The organism is Aeromonas sobria, assembly GCF_050266975.1.
GTDB lineage: Bacteria > Pseudomonadota > Gammaproteobacteria > Enterobacterales > Aeromonadaceae > Aeromonas > Aeromonas sobria_B.
The window spans coordinates 35,492-61,334 of record NZ_JBKISU010000012.1 but is presented as its reverse complement, the minus strand read 5'-3'; the positions used below and the strand labels follow the sequence as shown (position 1 = coordinate 61,334).

The following is a 25,843-nucleotide window of genomic DNA, read 5'->3' as shown; positions in this document are numbered from 1 at the left end:
CAATGCTTGGATTGACACTGATAGACCTTAAAATAAGAGTTAAAACTAACAATGGAATGTTTGGTGTGGATATTCCATTTGCGCCAGGATTAAATATATTAAGAGCTGAAAACTCATCTGGAAAATCCACATGTGTAAATGCTATTGCATATGCGTTAGGTCTTGAAGCTGTTTTAGGCCCAAGTAGGAAAAAGCCTTTTCCTAGGGCTGTTACTAGGGCCCTTCGGAATCTTAAACCCAAGAACAATGATAAGACATCAGATGAGCTAATCCCTGAAAATTATGTGAAGCATTCATATGTGGAACTGACAGTTTCATCATCCAATGGAACGCATGCAAGGATAAGTCGTGATATTGAAGGCTTATCGAATAAGGTTGTAGTAGATGTAGGTGGGGAGTCAAAAGACTACTTTCTTGGTGGTGGTAGTACTATTGGATCAGCCAAAAGTGATAATGGCTTTCACTACTGGCTTGAACGTTTTATAAATTGGAAAATGCCAGCATTAACCACTTATGATGGCAAGCCAAGTAGGCTATACCTTGAGTGTGTATTTCCATTGTTTTTTATAGAGCAAAAGCGCGGTTGGTCCGAAATTCAGGCGAATACACCAACTCAATATGGGATTAAAAACCTTAAAAAGTCTGCCTTGGAATTTTGTTTGGGTTTAGAAGACTACAACAAACAAAATAAGGTTGACAAATTAAAGCTTGAAATAAAGGATCTTGAAAGTTCTTGGGATAATAACCAGTCTTCAGTTGCGGCACTTGCAGAATTTACCAATGCTAAACTACACATTCGGTACAAAATTAACAGTAAGGATGAATACGTAGACCCATTTGTTTTCTATATTGTAAATGGCAACAGCGATACAGAATTAAAGTCTTTAATTAGGGGGCTTAAAAGTAATTTGGCTGAGCTCAATTCAGAGGTTTTCGAATGGCCACTGTCTAAAATTTTTGAAGAAAAACTAAATGAGTATAGAATTGTATCTAGGAAAATTGAATTTTACTCTCAGCAAGATGATTTATTGCTGCTATCTATTTCAAAGGCGGATAAAAAAATAAATCAAATTAACTTTGATCTTGACCGATATCGCCAACTCAAACGCCTGCGTGATGTTGGTAGCTCTCGGGAGATGAATGTAAAAACAAATAAGTGTCCAATTTGTGATAGCGATATGCTCGAGACGTTTAGTCATGTTGGAAATGGGATTTCACCATTGTCAGTTGAGCAGAACATTGATTATTTAAAGAATCAATTGGACTTTTACAGTGGCATTAAAGATAAGCAGCTTAACGATCTCAAAGTCGTTAGAAAGGATATGCAGGCAATTCAGGACAGATTGCAGTCTGTCGAGTCGGAGATTGCAATACTTAGAGAAGATGAAGCATCTCATCTTGCATTACTGATTGATACTCCTTCTATTAGACATAAAATAGAACTAGAAAACTCACTTCGAGACTTAGTTAAAATAGAGTCGCAACTTGATACTTATAATTTGCGAGCCAGAAATATATACAATGAACTAAGTCAGACTAAAGAAGCTTTAGAGGTTGCAATCAAAGCGTCAGATAAAAGCATATCATCTGATATAATTAATAAGCTAGAAGATGTTCTTAAAAGTAGCCTCTATGCATTTGGTTATGATCGCTCAAATCTTGACTATATAAAAATATCACGACAGACATTGCGACCAGAGCTCGATGGATATGATATTGTTGCGGATTCTTCCGCTAGTGATTACATTAGAATAATATGGTCTTATACATTAGCCTTGATGGAGCTTGGCGTAGAGTTTGAAAATGTTAAACATGGAGGGTTTGTTGTATTTGATGAACCAAGACAACATGAAGCAAGTCAAAAGAGCTTTAGCTCTTTATTAAGTAAATCTAGTGCTATGGCTGAGTTAGGGGGGCAGGTTTTTGTTGCAACGAGTATTGGAGTTGATGAATTAAATGCCTGTAACCTAGATAGTTCTGTGAAAGTGAAAATATTTGATGATGGCGAATATATTTTAAAGAAAATCAATTGATATGATTTACATCATTGAGAACTGAGCAAAGTTCACCCTTCTGTATATGAAATGATGCATGAGAACCTGTAAGTAAAAATTCAGACAACGGTAAGTAATCGTTGGAAGGGGAGGAGAGGGTTGATAGTGGGCCCTCCCTCCCTTCCGGCACATCACCGTCTGACTACCCCCATTCCCCGCTTCCCCATGTATACCGTAACCACAGTTAAACACTGCTAATCATTATCAAATGCTGTATAAAATCACAGTGTTTTGATGGAGGGTGAACAGTGAGAGTGCAGTGGTTGGGTACGGTGTCGATGTGCGGGCCGTGGGGATGGGTGAGCGCCTTCCTATATAAGGAGGGGCAATGAGCATCAAGTCCACGCCCGAGGGGTACCTGGTCGATATCCGCCCACAGGGGAGAGAAGGCAAGCGGATCCGCAAGCGCTTCAAGACCAAGTCCGAGGCCCAGCAGTTCGAGCGTTGGGTGATCGCCACCGAGCACAACAAAGAGTGGGTGGATCGCCCGGCAGACAACCGGCCGCTCTCCGAGCTGATCGAACTCTGGTGGCGCTACCATGGCCAAACCCTGAAAGCGGGGGAGGCGGTTCGCAAGAAACTCCACAATATCGATACCGCGCTGCGCCACCCGTTGGCAAGGCAGGTGACCCGGGCGCTGTTCTCCGAGTATCGGGCGCAGCGGCTGCACGCTGGCCGTCAGCCCAAGACGGTCAACCGCGAGCAGGAGATGCTGGGCGGGGTGTTCTCGGTGCTCATTGACCTTGGCCATTATCACCATGAGCACCCGCTCAAAGAGATGAAGAAGGTCAAGCTGGTCGAGCGGTCGATGGGCTACCTGACCCAGAACGAGATCGGCGACGTGCTGGCCGCGCTGTCGGGGGATAACCTGAAGGTGGTCAAACTCTGCCTGGCCACGGGGGCGCGTTGGAGTGAAGCGGCCCATCTGCGCCGTGAGGATGTGCTGGCCAGCCGGGTGACCTATATCAACACCAAGAACGGCAAGAACCGTACCGTGCCGATCTCGGCCGAACTGTGCCAAGAGATAACGAACGGGGTGAACCGGGGCCCGCTGTTCCGTGACCTCGACTATCTGCTGGTGCGCGACGTGATCAAGGCGGTAGCGCCGGATCTGCCAGCAGGGCAGGCGGTGCATGTGTTCCGGCACACCTTTGCATCCCACTTCATGATGTCCGGGGGCAATATCCTGGCATTGCAGAAGATACTCGGGCATCACAACATCCAGCAGACGATGACCTATGCCCACTTTGCACCGGACTATCTGAGCGATGCGGTGCGCTTCAACCCGCTGGAAAATCCGCTGCCTGCCCCATGACAAAGTGTCCACAAATTGCCCCAAACAGGGTCGTCCGGGGTGACCAAACGTCACCCCCAGTAGTAGCTAACTCATTGATTTTAATCTAAGTGGTTGTTTTTGTTAGAGAAGGGAAGGCGGCTCAGGCCTCCTTTTTTGTTGGTGTCACGCAAATCATGGTGCAGGCTTCTCTGCTTCTCTGCTTCTCTGCTTCTCTGCTTCTCTGCTTCTCTGCTTCTCTGCTTCTCTGCATATTCTGTTCGGGTAAGACTGCTGTTGCCAACCGACGCCAGGGTCTGAGCACATGCCTGACCAGTGAAGGAGGACTTGGTCCGATGCGCTCCTCGCATCGCTTGCCAATATTCTGCCTATGGCGCCACGACCGTGAACGGAGGAGTGCAGTATGCCAACAAACTTGTATCGACAGGCAATGGCTGGGGCCGTTCTGGCCCGATCAACGGCAGGGGAGGGGTAACAAAATGATTTTGCGGGAGAAAAGCAGGGCATAACTATGGTCAGCACCTGCGCTTTTTTTGTATTATCTTCCTCTTTCCCCTTTTAGCGTATACAGGCTCCCTTGTTGGGAGTGGTGACGAGGAAGACATGCAACAGCTTGAAGAAGTGGTAGGCCAGGCCAAGGCCGAGATTGAGAGCGTCAGCGATGGCGTGACGCTTGACGAAATTCGGGTCAAATATCTGGGTAAAAAGGGCTTTTTTACCGAGCAGATGAAGTCCCTCGGCACCTTGTCCCCTGAGGCGCGTCCCGCCGCGGGCGCCGTGATCAACCAGGCCAAACAGCAGGTGCAGGACGCGCTCAATGCCCGTCGTGATGACCTGGCTGCCCAGGAGCTCAACCAGAAGCTGGCCGCCGAGACCATCGACATCAGCCTGCCGGGGCGCCGCATCGAGAACGGTGGTCTGCACCCGGTGACCCGCACCATAGAGCGCATCGAGCGCCTGTTTGGCGAGATGGGCTTCAAGGTGGCGCACGGCCCTGAAATTGAAGATGGCTTCCACAACTTCGATGCCTTGAACATTCCGGCGCACCATCCGGCGCGCACCGATCACGACACCTTCTACTTCAACCCGGACCTGGTGCTGCGCACCCATACCTCTGGGGTGCAGATCCGCACCATGGAGAAGCAGCAGCCGCCGATCCGCGTCATCGCCCCTGGCCGTGTCTATCGTAACGACTACGACATGACCCACACCCCCATGTTCCATCAGGTCGAAGGCCTGCTGATCGACGAGCATGCCAGCTTCACCGAGCTCAAGGGGATACTGCACGACTTCCTGCGCAACTACTTCGAGGAAGATCTCACCATTCGTTTCCGTCCCTCCTATTTCCCGTTCACCGAGCCGAGTGCCGAGGTGGATGTGATGGGCAAGAACGGCAAATGGCTGGAAGTGCTGGGCTGCGGCATGATGCATCCGAACGTGCTGCGCGCCGGCGGCATCGATCCGGAAAAATATTCCGGCTTTGCCTTTGGCATGGGCGTCGAACGCCTGACCATGCTGCGTTACGGGGTCAATGACCTGCGTGCCTTCTTCGAAAACGATCTGCGCTTCCTCAAGCAGTTCAAGTAAGGGCGAGAGAACATGAAATTCAGTAAATCCTGGGTGATGGAGTGGGTCCGCACCGAGTTGAGTGACAACGCACTGGCCGAACAGATCACCATGGCCGGTCTGGAAGTGGACGCCGTGGAAGCGGTGGCCGGTCAGTTCAATAACGTGGTCGTGGGTGAAGTGGTCGAGTGTGGCCAGCATCCGGACGCCGACAAGCTGCGGGTGACCAAGGTCAACGTGGGCGAGAGCGAGCTGCTGGACATCGTCTGCGGCGCGCCGAACTGCCGCGCCGGCCTCAAGGTCTGCGTCGCCAAGGTCGGGGCGACCCTGCCGGGTGATTTCACCATCAAGAAGGCCAAACTGCGCGGCCAGCCGTCCCACGGCATGCTCTGCTCCTTCAGCGAGCTGGGTATCGACGTGGAGGCCGATGGCATCATAGAGCTGCCGTTGGACGCCCCCATCGGCACCGACATTCGCGAATATCTGAACCTCGATGACGTCAGCATCGACGTGGATCTGACCCCGAACCGGGCCGATTGCTTGGGCATCGCCGGTCTGGCCCGCGAGATTGGCGTGCTCAACAGCGTGGACGTGGTCGAGCCGACCTGGACTCCGGCCCCTGCCGCCTGTGACGCCAGCTTCCCGATCCGGGTCGAGGCGCCGGCGGACTGCCCGCGTTATCTCGGTCGCGTCATCAAGGGGTTGAACCTCAAGGCCCAGAGTCCGCTCTGGATGCAGGAGAAGCTGCGCCGTGGCGGCATCCGCTCCATCGACGCCATCGTCGACATCACCAACTACCTGCTGCTGGAATACGGCCAGCCGATGCACGCCTTCGATCTGGCCAAGCTGGACGGGGAACTGGTGGTGCGCCGCGCCTGCGCCGACGAGCCCATGACCCTGCTCGATGGCAACGAGGTGAAGCTCAAAGAGAACACCCTCGTCATCGCCGATGGCAAAGGCCCTGCCTGCATGGCCGGCATCTTCGGCGGCGATCGCACCGGCGTCAGTGAGACCACCACCGACATCCTGCTGGAATGCGCCTTCTTCGCGCCGCTCTCCATCACAGGTCGCGCCCGTGCCTACGGCCTGCACACCGACTCGTCCCACCGTTTCGAGCGCGGGGTTGACCCCGAGCTGCAACACAAGGTGATGGACCGCGCCACCCGTCTGCTGCTGGATATTTGTGGCGGAGAGTGCGGCGGCGAAGCAGGCCCGGTCATCGAAGTCAAATCCGATGCCCATCTGCCCAAGGCAAGCCCCATCACCCTGCGCCGCGCCAAGCTGGACAAGGTGATCGGCATCCAGATCGCCGATGAGCAGGTGGTCGAGATCCTGACCCGCCTCGGCATGCAGGTGACCAGCCAGGCCGACGGCTGGAGCGCGCTGGCCCCCTCCTGGCGTTTCGATATCGCCATCGAGGAAGACCTCATCGAGGAAGTGGCCCGCATCTACGGCTACAACAACATCCCCAACCTCAAACCGGTCGCTTCGCTGGCCATGGTGGAGCAGGCCGAAGGCCAGGTAACCATCAAGCGGGTGCGCGATCTGCTGGTTGCCCGCGGCTTCCAGGAGGCGATCACCTACAGCTTCGTCGATCCCAAGACCCAGCAGACCCTGTTCCCCCAGAGCGATGCCATCGTGCTGCCGAACCCCATCTCGGTCGAGATGTCGGCCATGCGGGTCTCCCTGTTCACCGGCCTCATCCAGGCCGTGGTGTACAACCAGAACCGTCAGCAGCCAAGGGTGCGCCTGTTCGAGCAGGGGCTGCGTTTCATCAAGGACGAGCACGCCGAGAACGGCATCCGCCAAGAGCCCATGCTGGCCGGCATCATCACCGGCAACCAGAGCGACGAGCACTGGGACGTCAAGAACCGGGGCGCCGACTTCTTCGATCTGAAGGGGGATCTGGAAGCTGTGCTGGATCTCACCGCCGAAGGGGCCAGCTTCAGCTTCGAGCGGGGCGAACACAGCGCCCTGCATCCGGGTCAGACCGCCCTGGTGCTGCGCAATGGCGAGCCCATCGGCCACATCGGCGTGATCCACCCGAACCTGGAAAAGAAACTGGGCCTCAAGACCCGCGCCGTGCTGTTCGAGCTGGAGCTCAACAAACTGGTGCCGGCCAAGGTGCCACTTGCTGCCGAAATATCCCGCTTCCCGGCCAACCGCCGCGATATCGCCTTGGTGGTTGATCGTCAGGTTCTGGCCGGTGATGTGCTGGCAGTAATTAAAAAAGTTGGCGGAAATCAGTTAGTTGGAATAAACTTGTTTGACGTGTACCAGGGCGCTGGTATGGCAGAGGACAAGAAGAGCCTGGCCATCAGTCTCACGTTGCAAGACACCCAGCGCACCCTGGAGGAGAAAGAGATTGCCGAGACCGTGGACAACGTCGTGCGGGCCCTCGGTGAAGAGTTGAATGCATCCTTGAGGGATTGATCTATGGCGCTTACCAAAGCCGATATTGCAGAGCACCTGTTCACCCAGCTCGGGATGAGCAAGCGTGAAGCCAAAGAGTTGGTGGAAGCCTTCTTTGAGGAGATCCGACAAGCGCTGGAACGCGGCGAACAGGTCAAGATCTCGGGCTTCGGTAATTTCGATCTTCGTGAGAAGAATCAGCGTCCAGGTCGCAACCCCAAGACGGGCGAGGATATCCCCATCAGCGCCCGTCGGGTGGTCACCTTCCGACCCGGCCAGAAACTCAAGGCCAGGGTCGAGACGGTCGAACCCAATGAGTCTTGAAATGAGTCACGAAAAGCCAGGCACCCGCCTGGCTTTTGCTATGCCATGAGACGTCTGCTTCCCCTCAGCTTCTGGCTGCTGGCCGGCACGGCCCAGGCCATGGTGCTGCCGCTGCCCCCCTCGACCCTCCATTATGTGGCGTCTCTCGACAAGCTCACCTTCTGCTATCCGGCGCTGGTGCGGCTTCCCTATCTGGAGGAGAAGGGGGGCTTTCTGATGGAGCAGCTTGACCGGCTGGCCGGCACGCTGCCGGTGCCCCTGGTCACGCTGCGGCTGCCGAACTGGCAGGCGGTCGGGGAGGGGCTGCAATCGGGCCGCTGCGATCTGGTGCCCCACATAGGCCCCACCCCGGCCGCGGCGCTTGGGCGGCTCTACAGCCGTCCCATTCTGGAGTCCGAGTCCGCCATCCTCTACCGCGGCAAGCTCAATGACGCCGTCTTCCTCACCTCGCCCCTGTGGCAGCAGTCGGCGCGCCTCTCCCGGCTCTATCCCAAGGCCAGGCAGCAGCCCCTCGCCGATCCCGGCCGCTGGTTCGAGGCGCTCAAGGCGGGCGAGGGCAGCGCCTATCTCGGCGACTACCTGCAACTGCGCTACCTGATGCGGCAAAACCCGGCGGAGGGGCTGCGGCTGCATCGGCTGCGCAACGATGACAGGGTGATAGGCTATCGCCTGATGATGGGGGACAGGCCCGAGCTCAAGCGGCTGATCGACACCGCCATCCGCTACCTGACCCCGGGGGCCCTCTATCAGGATCTGGAACGCTACCTGGCCGATGGCAAGCAGACCATCAACCCCGTCTATTTCACCGACGAGGAGCAGGCCTGGCTGGCGGGGCGGGGCAGCCGGGTGCGCCTGGCGGTCAACCCGGATCTCATGCCCTACAGCGGCGTCGACGAGCAGGGCCAGCTGACCGGCTGGAGCGGCGACGTGTTGCGCTGGGTCGGCCAGCAGACGGGGCTGCGCTTTGACATAGTGGTGGCCGCCAGTCGGGAGGAGGCCCTGGCCAAGCTCAGGCACGGGGAGGTGGACATGATGGCGGGCCTGCTGGAGTCTCCTCGCCTGGGCCAGGAGTTCGCCTTCAGCCGCACCATCGCCGAGAACCGCTTCGCCCTCGTCTCCCCCAAGGATCGCAAGATAGTGCGCCTCGGCGAGCTCAGGGGGGAGCGGGTGCTGGTGCCCACCAGTCTGTACGATCCGGACATGTTGTCCGGCTACGGCAACGCGGCCTGGGTCCGGGTCAGGGATGTGGATCAGGGGTTGGCCGAGCTGCGCGGCGGCAAGGCGGACTGGCTGCTCAGCGAGCTCTATCAGTTGCAATATCCCCTGCGCAGCAATCAGCTGGCCGGGCTCAACGTGACCGAGCTGCACGACAGATTCGCCCTGGGGTTTGCCATCAATCGGCAGCACCAGCTGCTGGCCAACGTGCTGGATCAGGGCCTGATGACCCTCAACAGCGAGCAGATGACGGAGCTGACCCAGCGCTGGCATCGGCTCGTCCTCACCCAGCAGAGCGGCGTCAGCTATTGGGTGCTGTTCGGTTCCGTGCTGCTGGCCCTGCTGATCAGCGCCGCCGTCATCACCCTGATCTGGCGCTCCCGCCAGCAGCTCTTCCAGGAGATGGCGCAGCGCCTCGCCGCCGAGCAGGCCCTGGCCATCGAGAGCCGTTTTCGTGAATCCCTGTTCCAGGCCCTGCCGGTCCCCGTCTTCCTGCGCGATGGCAACGGCGACATCATCAAACGCAACAAGCGCGGCAAGCGGCTGGAGGCGCGTTACCCCGGCCCCATCGCCCTGCCGCCCGCCGAGATAGGCGCCACCGAAGGGGAGCTGACCCTGGGGGAGCGGGTCTTCTCCTATGCCCAGATCCCGCTGCGCCTGGATCAGCGGGGACCGGCGGGGGAGCTGATCGCTCTCTCCGACATCAGCTCACTGCGCGAGCGCGAACGCTTCTCCCGCCAGGCGGAGCGGCGGCTGCGGGCCCTTACCAATACGGTGCCGGGCATGGTGGTGCAGTTCGTGTTGCGCGGCGGCAGCCTGGGGGAGATGGAATTTGTCAGCCGGGGCAGTTTCGCCCTGCTCGGGGTGTCGAGCAACCGGCTGCGCCGCGACCCCCTCAAGGCCCTGGCCGCCCTCTATGACCGCGACCGGCGCCGCTTGCAGGTGCGCATGCCCCGGCTGCTGGCGGCGGGGGAGCCGGTCTCCCACGCCCTGCGCTACCGGCATCCGACCCTGGGACTGCGCTGGTTGCAGTTCCACGGCCGCGGGCGGCGGCTCGATGAGAGGGTTGAGGGGGTATGGCGCGTCTATGGCGTGGTGCTGGATGCCACCATGCAGGTGGAGCAGGAGCAGGCGCTGCAGCGCTCCCACGCCAGGGCCGAGCAGGCGATGCAGGCCAAGGGGCGCTTCCTGGCCGCCATCAGCCACGAGATCCGCACCCCCATGAATGCCATCCTCGGCTGGCTGGAGTGGCTCGCCGCCACCCCCCTCAGCGACGAGCAGCAGGGGGCCGTGACCAGCGTGCGCCAGGCGGGGGACGAGCTGCTGGGGCTGCTCAATGACGTGCTCGATTTCAGTCGCAACGAGAGCGGCAAGCTGAGCCTGACTCCCCAGCCCACGGATCTGGTGCTCTTGTGCGAGCGGGTCGCCGCCGTGCACTGGCCCAAGGCCCGCAACAAGGGCCTGCAGTTGCGGCTGGATCTCTGCGCCTCGCTGCCGGCCCAGCTCGAGCTCGACCCCCACAGGTTGGGGCAGGTGCTGCACAACCTGCTCTCCAACGCCATCAAGTTCAGCCGTCGTGGCAGCGTCTGCCTCTGGGCGGATCGGCACGCGGACGAGGGCGAGGAGAGGCTGCGTATCGGCGTCGATGACCAGGGGCCCGGGATAGCCCAGGAGCTGATGCCCCGGCTGTTTGCCCCGTTCGAGCAGGGGGAGGTGAGCGGTCAACTGAGGGCCCAGGGCACTGGCCATCTGCCGCCAGCTGATCGAGCAGATGGGGGGCACCATCGCCGTGAGCCCCAATCTCGGCGGGGGAAGCCGCTTCATCGCCACCTTGCCCCTCGGGCCCTCCATCCCGGACTCGGTCAGGGTGCTGCCGGCCACGACCCTGACGACCAGCTTGCCCGAGGCCGAGCTGGCACGGCTGCAACCCTGGCTAGGGCGGCTCAACCTGACCTTGGCCGCCCCCGGGGACGGGGTGCCTTGTCTGGCCCAGCAGCAGGATGAACAGGGGTTGCTGAGCTGGCTCTGGCAGGGCAAGAGCTGGGTGCCCGGCACCCTGGTGAGCCTGTTGCAAGGGGAGAGCAGCATCGATGGTCAGGGTCGCTTGCAGCAGGCGGGCGAGGGGCTGCGGGTCTTGCTGGTCGAAGACCATGACATGAACCGTGCCCTGCTGCGGATGCAGCTCGGCCAGCTCGGCGCCCGGGTCTGGTGCGCCAGCCAGGGGCAGCAGGCGCTGGCGGTGCTGGCCGAGCAGGAGGTGGATCTGGTGCTGACCGATCTGCAGATGCCGGTGATGGACGGGGCCGAGCTCTGCCAGCAGTTGAAGGGCAACCCCAGCTATCGCGCGCTGCCCGTCTATGTCATCACCGCCGACGTGAGCGAGCAGGCGGCCCGGCGCCTGGCATCCTGCGGCTGCGATGGCCGCTTTGAGAAACCGCTGCGGTTGGTGGATCTCGCCGCTTTGCTGCGCCGGATCCGGCGGGCAGGCTCCCGTCCGGACGAGGGCGAGCCCCCCTTGGCGGCGCAGATGGCGCCAACCCCCTGGGCCATGCCCGCCCTCAGCGATGCCCTGATCGCCCTCTATGTGGAGAGCACGAGCCGGGACATAGAGGCCTTGGCCCAGGCGCTGGCCAGGGGCGATAGCAGCCAGATCAACGGCCATTTGCACAAGATGAGGGGCGCGGCGAAAATGGTGGCGGCTGCCCCCCTGTTGCAGGCGATGGACGATTGGCACAAGGAGCCTGCTCCCCCCTTGATCCCCTTGCTGCGCCTGGCACTGGATGAGACGGCGCGCCGCTTGACCGAGAGACAGAGACAATGATCATCACAGAGGAAGAGCTGATGGCTCTGCTGGAGTCCCCGGCCGAGGAGGGCTCCGGCTTTCATGCCGTGACCCTCTACGCCCTGGATAACCAGGCCTATCACCACGCCAGGGCAAGCGGCCTGCCGAGCCATGTCCAGCTGTGGCGCGCCCGGCCCGATGCCAGCTGGCAGTGGGCCGGGCTGTTTGCCAGCGGGGCCATCGCCCTGTTCGATCCCGCCGCCCACCAGGGGGCGGACTACCTGGCCGCCATGTCGCAGGGGGAGGGGGTGTATCGGCTCGACGAACCCTGGCAGGAGGCCCTGGCGCTGCGCCACCGGCAGTGGTGTGACTGGCTGGCCGGCCTTGAGATCCTGCTGCTCGAGGATCACCCCTTTCAGGGGGCCCAGCTCCAGCAGCAGATCCGGGCCCTCGGCCTGCCGTGCCGCTGGGTGCAGGATGGGACGGCCTGCCTGCAGGCCTTGGCTCAGGGCAACACCGGCCTGCTGTTGAGCGACCTCAGCCTGGCGGAGCAGGACGCCATCAGCCTGCTGCTCGCCAACCCCCAATACCAGCGGCTGCCCCTTATCCTGCTCTCCGCCCATGAGCAGACCCTGATCGACGGCAGCCGCCGCCTGCTGCACGATGCCGGTTTCAACGTGCTCGCCGCCCTCGCCAAGCCGCTGCAGGAGGAGGAGCTGCTGCGCCAGCTCAAGGTGATCTACCTGGGCCCCCAGCATCAGCGCCGTCTCCATGGCCTGCGCCGCACCGTTCGCAACTGGCAGGGGGCGAGCCTGGGCACCCTGAGCCTGCAGTCCAATCCTCCGGCCGGGGGCGGACACTGGCTCCCCCTGGCCGGGCTCACCCAGGAGTGGTCCGAGCTAAAGGGCTGGCTCGAGGAGGTGGGGCGCGCTCCCGAGGATCTGACCCTGGTGGTTCAACGCCGGGATGCCCTGCTCACGGCCCAGGCGCCGTTTGCCCTGGTGCTGCATGCGAGCCTGGCGGGAGTCAAGCTGGCCCTGCTGCTCGACAATGGCGAGCACCTGCCGTTCGATCTGATCGAGCGTCTGCCGTTCCAGCACCTGCTGCTGGGGCAACGGCTCGCCCAGGAGTGGGCGAGCGCCCCGGCGGACTCCCTGCTCGACCGCTTCATGGGGCGGGTGCGGGATCTGGGGATCGCCATCTACCTAGATGACAGCCTCAACCTGCAGGATGAGGAGCGTTGGCGCCTGCTGGGCGCGGCGGGGCGCTGGTAGATGGCGCGTTATCTCTGTTGGCCTCGGGACGAGGCACGCCTTCGCCGTGGCCTGGCCGGCTGGCGGCCGGCCCGGCGCCGTGCCGATCTGCCCCTCACCATGGTGCTGGCGGGGGAGCGCTGTACCCTGCACGAGCTGGGGCCGGAGGATGAGACGCGCATCGTGCAGGCATTCGCCGGGCTGAGCCAGCAGAGCGTCTATCTCAGATTCATGCGCGCCAAACAGCCCCCGACCCCGGAGCAGGTGAGCTTCTTTCTCGACTACCCCAGGGAGCGGCAGATCTCCTTGCTGCTGTGCGACGCCGGGGGAGAGCCACTGGCCCAGGCCCAGTCGGTTCGGCGCCGCCTGCACCCGGATCGGGCCGAGTTCTCCTGCATCGTCGCCGACCACTTTCAGCACAAGGGGGCCGGGCGACGGCTGCTGCTGGCCCTGGCCATCCTGGCCCGGGGCGAGGGGATTGGCGAGTGGACCGCCGAGGTGCTGGCCCAGAACAGACCCATGCTGGGGCTGCTCAAGGGGCTGGGGCTGCCCCTTACCCTGGTCACCGGCCGCGAGCTCATCTTCGTGCGCCTCGATCTCGCGGCCCTGGATCCGCTGCTGGCCGCCTCGGCGGTGCTCGCCACGCCTGATCGCGAGGGGGAATAGGCACCCCTGCCATCAAGGGCCCAGAGGCCACCCCGGCGCGCTGATGCACTGGCCGAGTACATCTCCCCTCTGTTGCTGTGAGCCCCCCGCCATGCCTAATACCAAGGGCGAATAGGCCCCTCCCAGGGCCTGTGCTAAGGTCTCCCCATCGGCTGCGTCAAGGAGTTGTGCATGCAAGCGCCCAAACACATAGTGATATTGACCGGAGCCGGCATCTCTGCCGAGTCCGGCATCAAGACCTTTCGCGCCAGCGATGGCCTGTGGGAAGAGCACAGGGTGGAGGATGTGGCGACCCCGGAGGGGTATGCCAGGGATCCCGCCCTGGTGCAGGGGTTCTACAATGCCCGCCGTCATCAGCTGCAACAGGAGAGCGTCCACCCCAATCCCGCCCATTACGCCCTGGCGCGCCTCGAGCGCCTCTATCCTGGCCAGGTCACCCTGATCACCCAGAACATCGACGATCTGCACGAGCGGGCGGGCAGCAAGCAGCTCATCCACATGCACGGTGAGCTGCTCAAGGCCCGCTGCCCCGTCTCCGCCCAGGTGATCGAGTGGCGCGGGGATCTGAGCCAGGAGGCGCTCTGCTCCTGCTGCCAGTTTCCCCAGCCGCTGCGCCCCCACGTGGTCTGGTTTGGCGAGATGCCGCTCGGGCTGGATCGCATCTATGGCGCCCTGGCCCAGTGCGATCTCTTCATCTCCATTGGCACCTCGGGGGCCGTCTATCCTGCGGCCGGTTTCATTCATGAGGCCGGTCTCAATGGGGCCCATACTTTGGAGCTCAATCTGGAGCCGAGTGAGGTGGGCAGCCAGTTTGACGAGAAGCGCTACGGCCCCGCCTCCCTGCTGGTGCCCGCCTTCGTGGACGAGTTGCTGCAACGCTGCGGCGTGCATCAGCCCAAGTCCATGGAGGGGGAGAACTGGATGGAGATGCGCGAGCGCCATTGAGCCGGAGGCGTCGGCCCCTGTGCGAACACAGGGGCGGGCAATAGCGACCTTTTTACCCTATGCCGAGCAAGGCTGTTGCACTCTCCCTGATAAGAAAGCAAACTCGAATGAGACAGTGCTGATGGATATCACAGTAGAGGGCAAGGTATGCAGACACGGACGATCACCAGGTGGCTTGCCACCACTGTCTTGCTCGGCGGTCTGATGGCGCCAGGGGCGCAGGCCCACGAGGCGAGCATGTTGACCCTGGTTGCGCCAGATGGGAGCAGCAAGAGTCTCAAGCGCAGCGAACTGGAGGCCCTGCCTCAGGTCTCTTTCGAAACGGGAACCCCCTGGACCCAGGGCCGGCATGGCTATCGCGGCCCGCTGCTGCGGGACGTGATCCGCCAGATCAGCCCCAAGGCCGATCGGGTCAATGCGATCGCCCTGAACAACTACAGCCATGAGGTGCGGCTCTCGGACTATGGCGATCACCCCCTGATCCTGGCCATGAGCGAGGATGGCAAGCCCCTGACCCGCCGTAACAAGGGCCCCTTCTGGTTGCTGTTTCCCTTCTCTTCTGCACCCAAGCTGGCGGAAGACCCCAACGTGCAGGCCTCCATGGTGTGGCAGATCGTGCGGCTAGAGGTGCTCGATTGAGGCGTCGCTCCGTGCAAAATGCGCTGCTGTTCGGGATCTGTCTGCTGTTTATCGGCTCCTCCCTGTGGGGATTGATGCTGCAGCAAAAGCATGAGCGCCTGGTGGACTACTTCTACCGCGGCTCTCACTGGAACATTCACCAGCTGCTGCTCGACTCCCAGCGCTTTCTCTATGAGCTGAAACTCTACCGGGGCGGGGTGGGGAGCATGGAGGCGCTCTCCCTGGAGTACGATCTGTTCTGGAACCGCATCGACATCTTCCTGGTGAGCGAGGAGACCCGGGTGGTGCGCGGCCAGCTGGGCCTGGCCGGCATAGCCCATGAGCTGTTTGATGAGCTCAAGTCCATCGAGGCCCAGATGGATGCGGGGCATCTGCAGGAGGGGCCCGGGCTCGATCGCCTGCAGCAGCGCCTGGGGGCGGCGAGCAAGCGGCTCGAGCAGATCAGCCGGGTGGTGCTCACCGGGGAGGAGCGGGAGGCGTCGGTGACCCAAATTCGCCGCAACCTGCTGCTGTTGCAGGTGTGGCAGCTGACCCTGCTGGCGGCCGGTGTGCTGCTGGTAGCCGCCCTGGTGCGGGCCAACATGCTCAATCGTCGCCAGGCGCGCACCGATCCCCTGACCCGGCTTGGCAACCGGCTCGCCCTCCATGAGCAGCTCGACCTCAGCCTGGGGCGGGGCGGCCTGGTGGCCTTGATCATCCTGGATCTCAAGCGCTTCAAGCAGGTCAACGATCAACTGGGTTATCAGGTGGGGGATCGCCTGCTCCAGGTGGTGGCAGACAAGCTGACGCGCTGGCCCCATGGCCACGCCTTTCGGCTCGGGGGGGATGAATTTGCCTGCGTCCTCGACGATTGCCCCGATGCCCTTGCCTGTCGCAGCCGGGCAGAGGCGCTGCTGGCATTGCTGGCGTTCGACTTTCGCACCAGGGAGAGCAGCTTTCAGCTGCGCTGCCGCCTGGGCCTGGCGCTGACGGAAGAGGGGGACACCCGGGATACCCTGATAGATCACACCATATTGGCGCTCAATCAGGCCAAGGGGGGGCAGCAGGGGGACCTGGTCCAGTTCAGCCTCGCCATGCTCGGTCAGCTGCAACAGCGCCATCAGCTGGTATGGCGGCTGCAACGCTGGCTGGAGCAGGGAACCGAGATGCCGCTGACGATACACCTGGAACCTATGGTGGCGGCGCACCATCCCCCCCTGGCGATGCGGCTCACCCTCAGCTGGCACGATGGACAGCGCTGCCCCCTCACCTGGCTGGAAGAGTCCGGACTGTTTGAGGAGGTGATGGCCCATGTGCTGGCCCAGGCCTATACCATGACCTCTCTGCCGCTGCTGCTGGGGATGAGCAAGACCCAGCTCGCCCGCCTGCTGCGCAGTACCCTGATTTGCCTGGCGAGTGGGCGCATCATCGCCGGGCTGCCGTTTCTGGCCAAGGAGGATCCCGAGCTCAAGGCGCTGGTGCTCCAGGCCGAGCTGGTGCTGGGGCTGGAGGAGGTGGGGAGTGCGACCATGTCCCTGGCCAGGGGCGGCTGGCCCCTGGCCTACTGGACCCCTTGTCGCACCAGCGAGGAGGAGGCGGCCGCCCTGCAACCCCTGGTGCAGGCCCTGGGGCTCACCACCCTCTGGCCCGCCCTGCAACCCCTGGTGCAGGCCCTGGGGCTCACCACCCTCTGGCCCGCCCGGCTCAGAGAGGTGCCTCGCCCGGCCGGCGGTTTGCAGGCCTGAGGGCCGCCCCCGAACCCGGCGCCGGGCAACAGGCGTCAACGTCAAAGAGGGAGCCCAGGGCTCCCTCTTTGACGGATGTGACAAGGACGGACCGCGGCTCAGTAGCCGCGGCAGGATTGGCGGATCACCAGATCGGGCTCCTGGGTGATCAGGCGATTGGTTATCTGCTCGCCATGGATGCGGGCCAGCAGCCGGGTCACGGCGAGGCGGCCCAGGGCCTCCTTGGGCTGGTTGATGGTGGTGAGGGGGGGGGAGAGATACTGGGCCAGCTCGACGTTGTCATAGCCGATGAGGGAGAGATCCTCCGGCACCCTGAGCCCCACCAGGTGGGCGGCGCTGATGGCCCCCATGGCCATCATGTCGTTGAAGATGAAGAGGGCGCTCGGCCGGGTGGGCTGGGCCAGCAGGCGCGTCATGGCGGCAAAGCCGCTGGCGCAATCAAATGCTCCCCCCTGCAACCACTCGGGCCGCACCGGGAGTGCAGCCTCCTCCATCGCCTGGAGGAAGCCCGCCAGCCGCTGGGTGGAGGGGGCGCGCCCCTCGGGTCCCATGATGCAGCCGATCTCCCTGTGTCCGAGCTCGATCAGGTGCCGGGTGGCGAGATATCCCCCCAGGTGCGAGTTGTCGGCGATGAGGTCGACCCTGTCGCTGTCGAGTCCCCAATCCATCACCACCACAGGCAGTGTGCCCAGCCAGTCGAGCTGGTTGAACACCTCCTGCTGCCCCTCGCTGCACATGATGAGCAGGCCATCCACGCGTTTTCTCAGCATCATCTTGAGGTAGGAGAGCGCCGTCTCGGCCTCTCCCTCGGTGTTGCCCAGCATCAGGTTGTAGCCCTGCTCGAAGCAGTAGCGCTCCACCCCGCGCACCACCTCGGCGAAGAAGGGGTTGCTGGAGGTGGTGACCAGCATGCCGATGCTGTGGGTCTCTTTGACCTTGAGACTGCGGGCCACCAGGCTGGGGGCATAGTTGAGCTCGTGCATGGCGGCGAAGACCCGCTGCCGGGTATCCTCGGCCACGAAGCGGGTCTCGTTGATGACGTGGGAGACGGTGGTGGTGGAGACCCCCGCCCGCGCCGCCACCTCCTTGATATTGGCCATCAGGCCTCCCGCTCGTCATGGGCGAGGAGGAAGGCTTCCACCTCGGCCTTGAGCGGGATGGCGCTCTGGGCGCCGAGGCGGGTCACCGACAGGGCCGCCGCGCCATGGGCGAAGCGCACCGCCTGCTGGAAATCCGCGCCGGCGAGCTCGGCCGCCAGCAGGGCGCCGTTGAAGGTGTCGCCGGCCGCCGTGGTGTCCACCGCCTCGACCCGAAAGCCCGGGATAAGTTGCTGTTGTGTCCCCTTGCTGCAATAGACCCCTTGCGAGCCCAGGGTGATCATCACCTCCGCTATCCCCATTTGATGGAAGCGGGCTGCGGCCCGGGCTGCGCTGGCTTGGTCGCTCACCTTGACGCCGGTCAGCAGCTCGGCCTCGGTCTGGTTGGGGGTGATGAGATCCACCAGCACCAGCAGCTCGGCGGGCAGGGTGCGGGCGGGCGCCGGGTTGAGCACCACCCGGGTGCCGTGGGCGCGGGCGAGACGGGCAGCCTCCAGCACGCTGTCGAGCGGCACCTCCAGCTGCAGCAGCAGGGTGTGGGCGCCCGCGATCAGGGCCTCATGGCGTCTGACCATGGCGGTGTCGAGGGCGCCGTTGGCCTCGGCGGAGAGGCCTATGCTGTTTTCCCCCTCGTCGCTCACATAGATGATGGCGATGCCGGTGGGCAGGCGCTCGTCCTGCTCCACCGCGCTCACGTCTATGCCATCCCTGGCAAACCCGTCGCGCATCTGCTGGCCGATGGCGTCCGCCCCGATGCGGGCGATAAAGGAGACGGCGGCGCCGAGGCGGGCGGCGGCCACCGCCTGATTGGCCCCCTTGCCGCCGGGGAAGACCCGGTAGCTGTGGCCGGCCAGGGTCTCACCGGGGCGGGGAAAGTGCGGCACCCGCAGCACATGATCCGCATTGACACTGCCGAGGACAACGAGACGATTCATAGTTTGATTTCCCTTGATGCATCTTGGCTTGGGTCTGCCCAAGGCGAGAGACACGCGAGGCGTCGAGAGAAGGGGAGGCGAGCCTCCCCCCTGTCATTTACTGGCTGACCACTTGCAGCGGCACCGGGATGGACTGCTCCACCGGCTGGCCCTTGAGCACCTTGTCGGCGGTCTCGATGCCGATGGCACCGATCAGCGCCGGCTGCTGGGCGATGGTGGCGGCCAGTTTGCCACGGACCACGGCGGCCTTGCCATCGTCGGTGCCGTCAAAGCCCACGATCATCACCTCTTTGCCGGCCGCCTGCACGGCGCGAATGGCACCCAGGGCCATCTCGTCGTTCTGGGCGAACACCGCCTGGACCCCGCCGTGGGCGGCCAGCAGGTTTTCCATGACGTTCAGCCCCTTGGTGCGGTCAAAGTCGGCGGGCTGGGAAGCCAGCACCTCGAACTGGTGCGCCTTCACCGCCATGGCGAAGCCTTCGCCGCGATCCCGGGCCGCGGAGGTGCCGGCGATCCCTTCCAACTGGATCACCTTGGCGCCGCTGCCCAGCTTCTCGGCGATGAAGTCCCCCGCCAGCTTGCCGCCGGCCACGTTGTCGGAGGCGATGTGGGCCTTGACCTCGCCCTGGGCCGCGCCGCGGTCCAGGGTCAGCACAGGGATGGCGGCCCGGTTGGCCAGGCGGATGGCGTTGCCCACGGCGTCCGAATCGGTGGGGTTGATCAGGATGGCGCTTACCTTGCGCACGGTGAGATCTTCCACATTGGCGAGCTCCTTGGCCGGGTCATTCTGGGAGTCGAGCACCACCAGCTCATAGCCCAGCTCCTTGGCCTTGGCTTCGGCTCCCTCCTTCATGGTGACGAAGAAGGGGTTGTTGAGGGTGGAGACCACCATGGCCAGGGAGTGATCGGCCGCCTGGGCGGTGCCCAGCACGGACATGATGGCGGCGGCGAGCAGGGTATTGAGCTTTTTCATCGTTTCATTCCTTGTGCTTTGTTATGGGTGTGTGTGGTTGTCGTTATTTGCTTTTGTTGTCGATCATCACGGCGAGCAGGATCACGCTGGCCTTGGCGATCATCTGGTAATAGGAGCTGACGTCGAGCAGGTTGAGAGCGTTGTTGAGGAAGCCGATGATGAGGGCACCGATCAGGGTCCCCATGATGCGGCCCTTGCCCCCCATCAGGCTGGTGCCCCCCAGCACCACGGCGGCGATGGCATCCAGCTCGTAGCCCATGCCGGCGGTGGGCTGGGCGGAGGAGAGGCGGGAGGTGACGATGAGTCCCGCCAGGGCCGACAGCATGCCGCACAGGCCGTAGACCGCGAGCTTGACCCTGGCGACATTGATGCCGGAGAGGCGGGTGGCGGACTCGTTGCCCCCCAGAGCATAGATGTAGCGACCCAGACGGGTGTGGTTGAGCAGGTACCAGGCCAGCAGGAAGACGATGGCCATCAGCCAGATGGGCACCGGCAGGCCGAGCAGGTAACCGGTCCCCAGCCAGGCGAAGTGATCGGATCCCTCGCTGAAACCGGTGGAGATGGGGCGCCCCTCGGTATAGACCATGGTGACGCCGCGCAGGGCGGTCATGGTGACCAGGGTGGCGATAAACGCCTGCACCTTGCCCTTGGCGATGATGAGGCCACTGACGCCGCCGAGCAGGGCGCCGGCCCCCAGGGTGAGGGGAATGACCAGGGCGATGGGCAGCTCCATGGCGACCATGGTGGCGGCCAGGGCGCCGCACAGGGCCAGCACAGAGCCGACCGACAAGTCGATGCCGGCCGTCAGAATGACCAGCGTCATGCCCACCGCCATGATGGCGTTGACCGAGGTCTGGCGTAGTATGTTGAGCAGGTTGTCGGCGGTGAAGAAATTCGGGCTCAAGAAGGAGACCACGCCGATCAGCACCAACAGGGCCACCAGGGATTTGTTCTCTATCCACCAGGCCTTGCTCATGACGCCGCGGCGGGGAAGGGTTTGGGTTGTCATTGTGCTGCCTCTTGCTCTGCTTGCCACTGTTTGCCGACGGCGGCCGCCATCAGTTTCTCCTGATTGGCGCCCTCGGTGTTGAACTCTGCGCTGATGCGCCCTTCGTGCATCACCAGGATGCGATCACTCATGCCGAGCACTTCCGGCATCTCGGAGGAGACCAGGATGATGCTCATCCCCTCCTGCTTGAACTGGTTGATGAGCTGGTAGATCTCCTTCTTGGCCCCCACATCGACGCCCCGGGTCGGCTCGTCCAGGATCAGCACCTTGGGCCTTGTCAGCAGCCCCTTGGCGATGGCCACCTTCTGCTGGTTGCCGCCGGAGAGCAGTTTTATCAGCTGATCCTGACTCGGGGTCTTGATGTTGAACAGGCGCACATAGTCCCCCACCGCCTGGCGCTCGGCCTGGCCGTCAATCTTGCCGCCACGGATGAACTCGCCGAGGGCGCACAGGCTCATGTTTTCGCGCACCGACAGCTCCAGCACCAGGCCGTCCCCCTTGCGATCCTCGGAGATGTAGGCGATGCCGGCGGCCAGGCCATCGGCCGGGCTCCTCGGCACCAGCACCTTGCCATCGACCTCGACTGCACCGCGGCTGATGGGGCTGGCGCCGTAGATGAGTTTCATCAGCTCGGTGCGCCCCGAGCCCATCAGGCCGCTGAAGCCCAGGATCTCCCCCTGACGCAGGGAGAAGCTCACCCCGCGCACGCCTGGGCCGGCCAAGTCTTTCACCTGCAGACTGACCGGGCCGAGCTCGCGGGAAAGGCGCGGGTACTGCTCCTCCAGCCGGCGGCCCACCATCATCTCGATGATCCTGTCTTCGTCCAGATCCCTCACCGCCTGTTCGCCAATCCACTTGCCGTCCCGCAGCACGGTGACCCTGTCGCAGATCTGGAAGATCTCCTTGAGGCGATGGGAGATGTAGACGATGCCGCAGCCCTGCTCGCGCAGCTCGCGAATGACCGCAAACAGCTGCTCGGTCTCGGTGTCGGTCAGGGCATCGGTGGGCTCGTCCATGATGATGACGCTGGCATCGAACGACAGCGCCTTGGCGATCTCCACCATCTGCTGCTCGCCAATCGACAGATCCCCGAGCCGGGTGTCCGGGCCGTGCTTGACGCCGAGGCGGGCCAGCAATGTGCTGGCCCGCTCGCGCAACTGCTTGTGATCGATGGCGCCAAAGCGGGTACGGGGCTCGCGGCCGAGGAAGATGTTGGCGGCAATCGACAATTCCGGCAGCAGGTTCAGCTCCTGATGGATGATGCTGATCCCCTGATCCTGGGAGTCGCGCGGCCCCTTGAAGTGCACCGGCTGGCCGCGATAGCTGATGGTGCCGCTGTCGGCCTGATAGATGCCGGTCAGCACCTTCATCAGGGTGGATTTGCCGGCGCCATTTTCACCGAGCAGGGCCATCACCTGGCCCGGATAGACCTTGAGGCCCGCCTCGTCGAGGGCGCGCACACCGGGGAAGGTCTTGACGATCCCGATCAGCTCCAGAATGGGTGAGAGGGGGGAGGTTGTGCTCATTGGCAGCTTCCTTGAAGAGGCTTAAAACGCCACACCGGCGCAGAGAATGAGGTTGGCGTAGGGGGTCACCTCGCCGCTGCGTACCACAGCCTTGCTCTGGCGGGAGCGGGTCTTGAACGCCTCGTGCAGGCAGTATTCGATGGCGATGGGCTTGCCCTGGGCCAGGGCGTGGGCCTCAAGCTGATCGACCAGTGCCTGATGGGCATCGGGGCTGATCAATTTGATTTCGCTTGCCATGATCACCTTCTCCACCACCAGATCGCTGAGCAGGGCGTCCAGCACGGTGGCAAGGCTCGGCGTCCCCGCCATCAGGGCGAGATCGATGCGCTCCGGCCCCGTCGGGATGGGCAGACCCGCATCGCAGACGGTGATCTCGTCGGTGTGGCCCATCCGTGCCACCAGGGCACTCAGGGGGGCGTTGAGCAGCTTGCCTCGTTTCATACTTCTCTCTCCTGGCGTGACGGCGAAGGGGCCGAGCCCCGCTGACGGGGGAGGCAACCACTTCACCCTGGCCGATGACACAATGAGCAACCGGTTACGCAACCGGTTGCGTATGCCGTGAACCATAGGCGCAAGGGCTCCCAAGATCCACGCTCAGGTAACGAAAGTGTGAAAACGATCTCAGCTTGAGCCCCAAATTGGTGCGCTCGGGGCAAGAGGCGGTGTCAATCAGACCCTATGTTCGGCGCACTGGCCGGGCAGGGGCACTGCGCCAATGGTCATCACAGATGGCGTTGCAGATGGATCATAAAAAGCATGGCCGTACTACGAGCAGAGAACAGGGCTCTCACCATGACTACTCGCGCCGGCGGGGCGAGCGGGCGGCCCTCCGTACCTTGGGCCGAGGTCCGGCACCAAGGCGCAGATCCCGGGATTATCCTGGCCGCCATGCCATGAATTTAAAGACTTTTTACCCTGCTGGAGGCAGGCAAAAAGACTGGGTTTCCCCCCTCGAACCGCTATAATGCGCCCCTTATTACTTCTCTTTAACCTGGGCGTGGGCAATTTAGTGAGCAACAGAATGCGGATCGGAGGCTCCCTCGAGGAGTCCCTGAACAAGGGGGATCGGCTCGATGTGCGGGCCATCTTGCAGGAGAGCTGGCAGCAGACGCGCAGCAACGGCTTTGGCCTGCTGTTTGCCATCATGGGGGTCATGGCAATCTGGATCCTGCTCAGCAATGTGTTGCTCGCCCCCTTGCTCAGCAGCGAGGAGGGGGTAGACAGCGCCATGTTCATCAGCCTGCTGCTGACGGTGGTCATGGCCCCCATGAGCTCGGCCCTGGACATGCTGGGGCTGGCCCAGGCCATCGGATTGCGAGCCCGGGCCAGCCAGGTCTTTGACTTCTTCCGCCACTTTCTGCGCCTGGGGACCCTGAGCCTGCTCGGCAGCCTGTTGACCAGCCTGTTTGGCCCCCTGTTCGCCCTGTTGGGCCTGCCCGTGGTGCTCGCCTTCATCCCCTCCGCCCTGGTGGGCATGGGGCTGCTCTTTACCGTGCCCCTGGTGCTGGAGCGGGGCCTGAGCCCGGCCCAGGCCATCCTGGTCTCGCTGCGGGTCTTTGCCCGGGGCTGGCCCTCCCTGGTGCTGCTGCACGGCATACTGCTGGGGCTCTGCCTGCTGGCCATGATCCCCATGGGATTGGGGCTGCTCTGGGTCGCCCCCCTCTACTTCAACTGCAAGGGGATCCTCTATCGGGACCTGTGCGGCATCGCGGTGGAGGTCAGCGAAGGGGCGGCGACGCCGGATCATTTCAATGCATAAGGATGTGACATGACGCTCTGGTACAAACCCCTGATCCTGGCCGGGGCCCTGCTGCCGGGCGCCCTGATGGCGCAGCCCCTGGCCCTGGATTACGGCACCTTCTACGGGCACATGAAAACCCAGGCGAAAGGCGACTTCGGCCGGGCCCGACTCGGCTTCTATCTGATGGATCCCGAGAAGGGGGAGCCGTGTCTGGCCCAGTCGGTGCGCATTCACAGCGACAACCGGGACAGAGCAGCCGTCGTGGCCGAGGACGGGGAGCTGATCCTGCCCTTTGACGAGCAGGTCTATCTGGACAAGGGCAAGGTGCTGCTGGAGATGGCGGACCACCATGGCCGCTGTGATCTCTCGGTGCAGGTGATGGCCGAGCTGGCGCAGGCTGACGGTGGCGTGGTGACGGTGGCGGATCTGCTGGGAGCCCAGGGGGAGATGCAGGCCCTGCTGGACAAGATGGCGGGCATGATAGGCAAGCATTTTCTCCCGGGCCAGGCCGGCGTGCGGCTCTCCCTCACCCCAGCGTCCGGCCAGGCCTACCTGCGCAAGGGGGCGCAGCAGTTGGCGCTGCCCTGGCAAGGGGGCAGCCTGACCATCGACAATCAGCAGCTGGCCGACTTCGAGGGGGGGACCCTGGTGGCGGCGGGGCGACTGGTGCGCCTGACGCCCTGGCTGTACAAGGGGTGACGCCTGCTCGCCAGCCCGGCGGGTGCCAGATCAAAAAAGGAGCGCAGCGCGCTCCTTTTTCATGTCGAAGGCCTCATCAGCGCACTTCGATCACGTCCAGCATGTCCATCTCGTCGATGTCGAGCAGGGGGGCTTTTGGCAGCTCGGGGGGATCGAACGCCTTGTCGCCACCGTCGATGATGCCGGAATCCCGGTTGATGCTCTTGAAGTCGAACAGCTTGTGATCGAGCAGGTGGCTCGGCACCACATCCTGAATGGCGGTGAACATGGTTTCGATACGGCCCGGGAAGCGACGGTCCCAGTCTTGCATCATCTGCTTGATGGCCTTGCGTTGCAGGTTCTCCTGGGAGCCGCACAGGTTGCAGGGGATGATGGGGAAGGCCTTGACCTCGGCGTAGCGCGCCAGATCCTTCTCCTTGCAGTAGGCCAGCGGGCGGATCACCACGTTCTTGCCATCGTCGCTCACCAGCTTGGGAGGCATGGATTTGAGCTTGCCGCCATAGAACATGTTGAGGAACAGGGTCTCGAGGATGTCGTCCCTGTGGTGGCCGAGGGCTATCTTGGTGCAGCCCAGCTCCTGGGCACGGCGGTAGAGGATGCCGCGACGCAGGCGGGAACAGAGGGCGCAGGTGGTCTTGCCTTCGGGCACCTTCTCCTTGACGATGGCATAGGTATCCTCCTCGACGACCTCGAAGGGAACCCCCAGCTCGCTCAGGTAGGCGGGCAAGACGTGCTCGGGGAAGCCCGGCTGCTTCTGATCCAGGTTGACGGCGATGAGATCGAAGTGGATGGGGGCACTGGCCTGCAGGCTCAGCAGTATGTCGAGCATACCGTAGCTGTCCTTGCCACCGGAGAGGCAGACCATCACCTTGTCACCCTCTTCAATCATGTTGAAGTCGGCGATGGCCTGACCTACGTTGCGCCGCAGGCGCTTTTGCAGCTTGTTGAAACTGTATTTTTCTTTGGCGTTCAGCTCTTGCACCATGACC

Annotated in this window: 19 protein-coding genes and 1 pseudogene; 13 read left to right on the top strand and 7 right to left on the bottom strand. The window is 62.4% G+C overall.

The window, feature by feature from the left end; translation table 11 throughout:
* The first annotated feature begins 2 nt into the window (after positions 1-2).
* The 11 genes and pseudogenes from ACLHZ1_RS08805 (at position 3) to ACLHZ1_RS08755 (ending at position 16,874) form a co-directional block, all read left to right on the top strand.
* Positions 3-2,033 (top strand): hypothetical protein, encoded by a 2,031-nt coding sequence (locus ACLHZ1_RS08805; protein ID WP_427261768.1) that lies wholly within the window; start codon positions 3-5, stop codon positions 2,031-2,033.
* A gap of 349 nt (positions 2,034-2,382) precedes the next feature.
* Positions 2,383-3,369, top strand: a complete 987-nt coding sequence (locus ACLHZ1_RS08800; protein WP_427261767.1) for a phage integrase — start codon at positions 2,383-2,385, stop codon at positions 3,367-3,369.
* 582 nt (positions 3,370-3,951) lie between these two features.
* The gene (gene pheS / locus ACLHZ1_RS08795) at positions 3,952-4,935 is read left to right on the top strand and encodes a phenylalanine--tRNA ligase subunit alpha (RefSeq protein WP_427261766.1); all 984 of its coding nucleotides are present in this window, start codon (positions 3,952-3,954) and stop codon (positions 4,933-4,935) included.
* Positions 4,936-4,947: 12 nt separating this feature from the next.
* Positions 4,948-7,347 (top strand): phenylalanine--tRNA ligase subunit beta, encoded by a 2,400-nt coding sequence (gene pheT, locus ACLHZ1_RS08790; RefSeq protein WP_427261765.1) that lies wholly within the window; start codon positions 4,948-4,950, stop codon positions 7,345-7,347.
* Positions 7,348-7,350: 3 nt separating this feature from the next.
* Entirely contained in the window at positions 7,351-7,650 is a 300-nt protein-coding gene (gene ihfA, locus ACLHZ1_RS08785) for an integration host factor subunit alpha (RefSeq protein ID WP_427261764.1), read from the top strand.
* Positions 7,651-7,695: 45 nt separating this feature from the next.
* A pseudogene (locus ACLHZ1_RS08780) lies at positions 7,696-11,674 on the top strand (response regulator); the annotation flags it as partial.
* A gap of 8 nt (positions 11,675-11,682) precedes the next feature.
* Positions 11,683-12,921, top strand: a complete 1,239-nt coding sequence (locus ACLHZ1_RS08775; RefSeq protein WP_427261763.1) for a response regulator — start codon at positions 11,683-11,685, stop codon at positions 12,919-12,921.
* Entirely contained in the window at positions 12,922-13,566 is a 645-nt protein-coding gene (locus tag ACLHZ1_RS08770; protein WP_427261762.1) for a GNAT family N-acetyltransferase, read from the top strand.
* A 171-nt stretch (positions 13,567-13,737) separates the two neighbouring features.
* Positions 13,738-14,511 carry a Sir2 family NAD+-dependent deacetylase gene (cobB, locus tag ACLHZ1_RS08765; RefSeq protein ID WP_427261761.1) on the top strand — a complete coding sequence of 258 codons (774 nt, stop codon included), beginning with the start codon at positions 13,738-13,740 and terminating at the stop codon, positions 14,509-14,511.
* Positions 14,512-14,658: 147 nt separating this feature from the next.
* Complete coding sequence (locus ACLHZ1_RS08760) at positions 14,659-15,150, top strand: molybdopterin-dependent oxidoreductase (RefSeq protein ID WP_427261760.1); 492 nt, start codon at positions 14,659-14,661, stop codon at positions 15,148-15,150.
* Positions 15,151-15,161: 11 nt separating this feature from the next.
* A complete protein-coding gene (locus ACLHZ1_RS08755) occupies positions 15,162-16,874 on the top strand; it encodes a diguanylate cyclase domain-containing protein (protein ID WP_427261759.1) in 1,713 nt (570 codons plus the stop codon).
* A 98-nt stretch (positions 16,875-16,972) separates the two neighbouring features.
* On the opposite strand, the gene ACLHZ1_RS08750 is transcribed toward ACLHZ1_RS08755, so the two are convergent.
* From ACLHZ1_RS08750 to rbsD, 6 genes are all read right to left on the bottom strand, one after another.
* Positions 16,973-17,974, bottom strand: a complete 1,002-nt coding sequence (locus ACLHZ1_RS08750) for a substrate-binding domain-containing protein (protein WP_427261758.1) — start codon at positions 17,972-17,974, stop codon at positions 16,973-16,975.
* Positions 17,974-18,906 carry a ribokinase gene (gene rbsK, locus ACLHZ1_RS08745; RefSeq protein ID WP_427261757.1) on the bottom strand — a complete coding sequence of 311 codons (933 nt, stop codon included), beginning with the start codon at positions 18,904-18,906 and terminating at the stop codon, positions 17,974-17,976. Before rbsK ends, ACLHZ1_RS08750 begins: the two co-directional genes overlap by 1 nt.
* 97 nt (positions 18,907-19,003) lie before the next feature.
* On the bottom strand, positions 19,004-19,879 hold the full coding sequence (rbsB, locus tag ACLHZ1_RS08740; RefSeq protein WP_427261756.1) for a ribose ABC transporter substrate-binding protein RbsB: 876 nt from the start codon (positions 19,877-19,879) through the stop codon (positions 19,004-19,006).
* Between the two features lie 43 nt (positions 19,880-19,922).
* Positions 19,923-20,888, bottom strand: coding sequence for a ribose ABC transporter permease (rbsC, locus tag ACLHZ1_RS08735; protein ID WP_408793372.1), 966 nt, complete (start codon positions 20,886-20,888; stop codon positions 19,923-19,925).
* Complete coding sequence (gene rbsA, locus ACLHZ1_RS08730) at positions 20,885-22,414, bottom strand: ribose ABC transporter ATP-binding protein RbsA (RefSeq protein WP_427261755.1); 1,530 nt, start codon at positions 22,412-22,414, stop codon at positions 20,885-20,887. Before rbsA ends, rbsC begins: the two co-directional genes overlap by 4 nt.
* A 21-nt stretch (positions 22,415-22,435) precedes the next feature.
* Entirely contained in the window at positions 22,436-22,855 is a 420-nt protein-coding gene (gene rbsD / locus ACLHZ1_RS08725) for a D-ribose pyranase (RefSeq protein ID WP_427261754.1), read from the bottom strand.
* A gap of 580 nt (positions 22,856-23,435) precedes the next feature.
* Between rbsD and ACLHZ1_RS08720 the strand changes: the two genes are divergently transcribed.
* Together ACLHZ1_RS08720 and ACLHZ1_RS08715 are read left to right on the top strand one after the other, a co-directional pair.
* Entirely contained in the window at positions 23,436-24,173 is a 738-nt protein-coding gene (locus ACLHZ1_RS08720; protein ID WP_427261753.1) for a hypothetical protein, read from the top strand.
* Between the two features lie 9 nt (positions 24,174-24,182).
* Entirely contained in the window at positions 24,183-24,854 is a 672-nt protein-coding gene (locus ACLHZ1_RS08715) for a DUF2987 domain-containing protein (RefSeq protein WP_427261752.1), read from the top strand.
* A gap of 76 nt (positions 24,855-24,930) precedes the next feature.
* On the opposite strand, the gene ttcA is transcribed toward ACLHZ1_RS08715, so the two are convergent.
* Positions 24,931-25,839 carry a tRNA 2-thiocytidine(32) synthetase TtcA gene (gene ttcA, locus ACLHZ1_RS08710; protein WP_427261751.1) on the bottom strand — a complete coding sequence of 303 codons (909 nt, stop codon included), beginning with the start codon at positions 25,837-25,839 and terminating at the stop codon, positions 24,931-24,933.
* Positions 25,840-25,843 lie beyond the last annotated feature (4 nt).

What these genes read in the sequence shown, in the direction of transcription:
- ACLHZ1_RS08805 (WP_427261768.1), top strand. Translation starts at nt 3, where the DNA reads ATGCTTGGATTGACACTGATAGACCTTAAAATAAGAGTTAAAACTAAC.
- ACLHZ1_RS08800 (WP_427261767.1), top strand. Translation starts at nt 2,383, where the DNA reads ATGAGCATCAAGTCCACGCCCGAGGGGTACCTGGTCGATATCCGCCCA.
- pheS (WP_427261766.1), top strand. Translation starts at nt 3,952, where the DNA reads ATGCAACAGCTTGAAGAAGTGGTAGGCCAGGCCAAGGCCGAGATTGAG.
- pheT (WP_427261765.1), top strand. Translation starts at nt 4,948, where the DNA reads ATGAAATTCAGTAAATCCTGGGTGATGGAGTGGGTCCGCACCGAGTTG.
- ihfA (WP_427261764.1), top strand. Translation starts at nt 7,351, where the DNA reads ATGGCGCTTACCAAAGCCGATATTGCAGAGCACCTGTTCACCCAGCTC.
- ACLHZ1_RS08775 (WP_427261763.1), top strand. Translation starts at nt 11,683, where the DNA reads ATGATCATCACAGAGGAAGAGCTGATGGCTCTGCTGGAGTCCCCGGCC.
- ACLHZ1_RS08770 (WP_427261762.1), top strand. Translation starts at nt 12,922, where the DNA reads ATGGCGCGTTATCTCTGTTGGCCTCGGGACGAGGCACGCCTTCGCCGT.
- cobB (WP_427261761.1), top strand. Translation starts at nt 13,738, where the DNA reads ATGCAAGCGCCCAAACACATAGTGATATTGACCGGAGCCGGCATCTCT.
- ACLHZ1_RS08760 (WP_427261760.1), top strand. Translation starts at nt 14,659, where the DNA reads ATGCAGACACGGACGATCACCAGGTGGCTTGCCACCACTGTCTTGCTC.
- ACLHZ1_RS08750 (WP_427261758.1), bottom strand. Translation starts at nt 17,974, where the DNA reads ATGGCCAATATCAAGGAGGTGGCGGCGCGGGCGGGGGTCTCCACCACC.
- rbsK (WP_427261757.1), bottom strand. Translation starts at nt 18,906, where the DNA reads ATGAATCGTCTCGTTGTCCTCGGCAGTGTCAATGCGGATCATGTGCTG.
- rbsB (WP_427261756.1), bottom strand. Translation starts at nt 19,879, where the DNA reads ATGAAAAAGCTCAATACCCTGCTCGCCGCCGCCATCATGTCCGTGCTG.
- rbsC (WP_408793372.1), bottom strand. Translation starts at nt 20,888, where the DNA reads ATGACAACCCAAACCCTTCCCCGCCGCGGCGTCATGAGCAAGGCCTGG.
- rbsA (WP_427261755.1), bottom strand. Translation starts at nt 22,414, where the DNA reads ATGAGCACAACCTCCCCCCTCTCACCCATTCTGGAGCTGATCGGGATC.
- rbsD (WP_427261754.1), bottom strand. Translation starts at nt 22,855, where the DNA reads ATGAAACGAGGCAAGCTGCTCAACGCCCCCCTGAGTGCCCTGGTGGCA.
- ACLHZ1_RS08720 (WP_427261753.1), top strand. Translation starts at nt 23,436, where the DNA reads ATGCGGATCGGAGGCTCCCTCGAGGAGTCCCTGAACAAGGGGGATCGG.
- ACLHZ1_RS08715 (WP_427261752.1), top strand. Translation starts at nt 24,183, where the DNA reads ATGACGCTCTGGTACAAACCCCTGATCCTGGCCGGGGCCCTGCTGCCG.
- ttcA (WP_427261751.1), bottom strand. Translation starts at nt 25,839, where the DNA reads ATGGTGCAAGAGCTGAACGCCAAAGAAAAATACAGTTTCAACAAGCTG.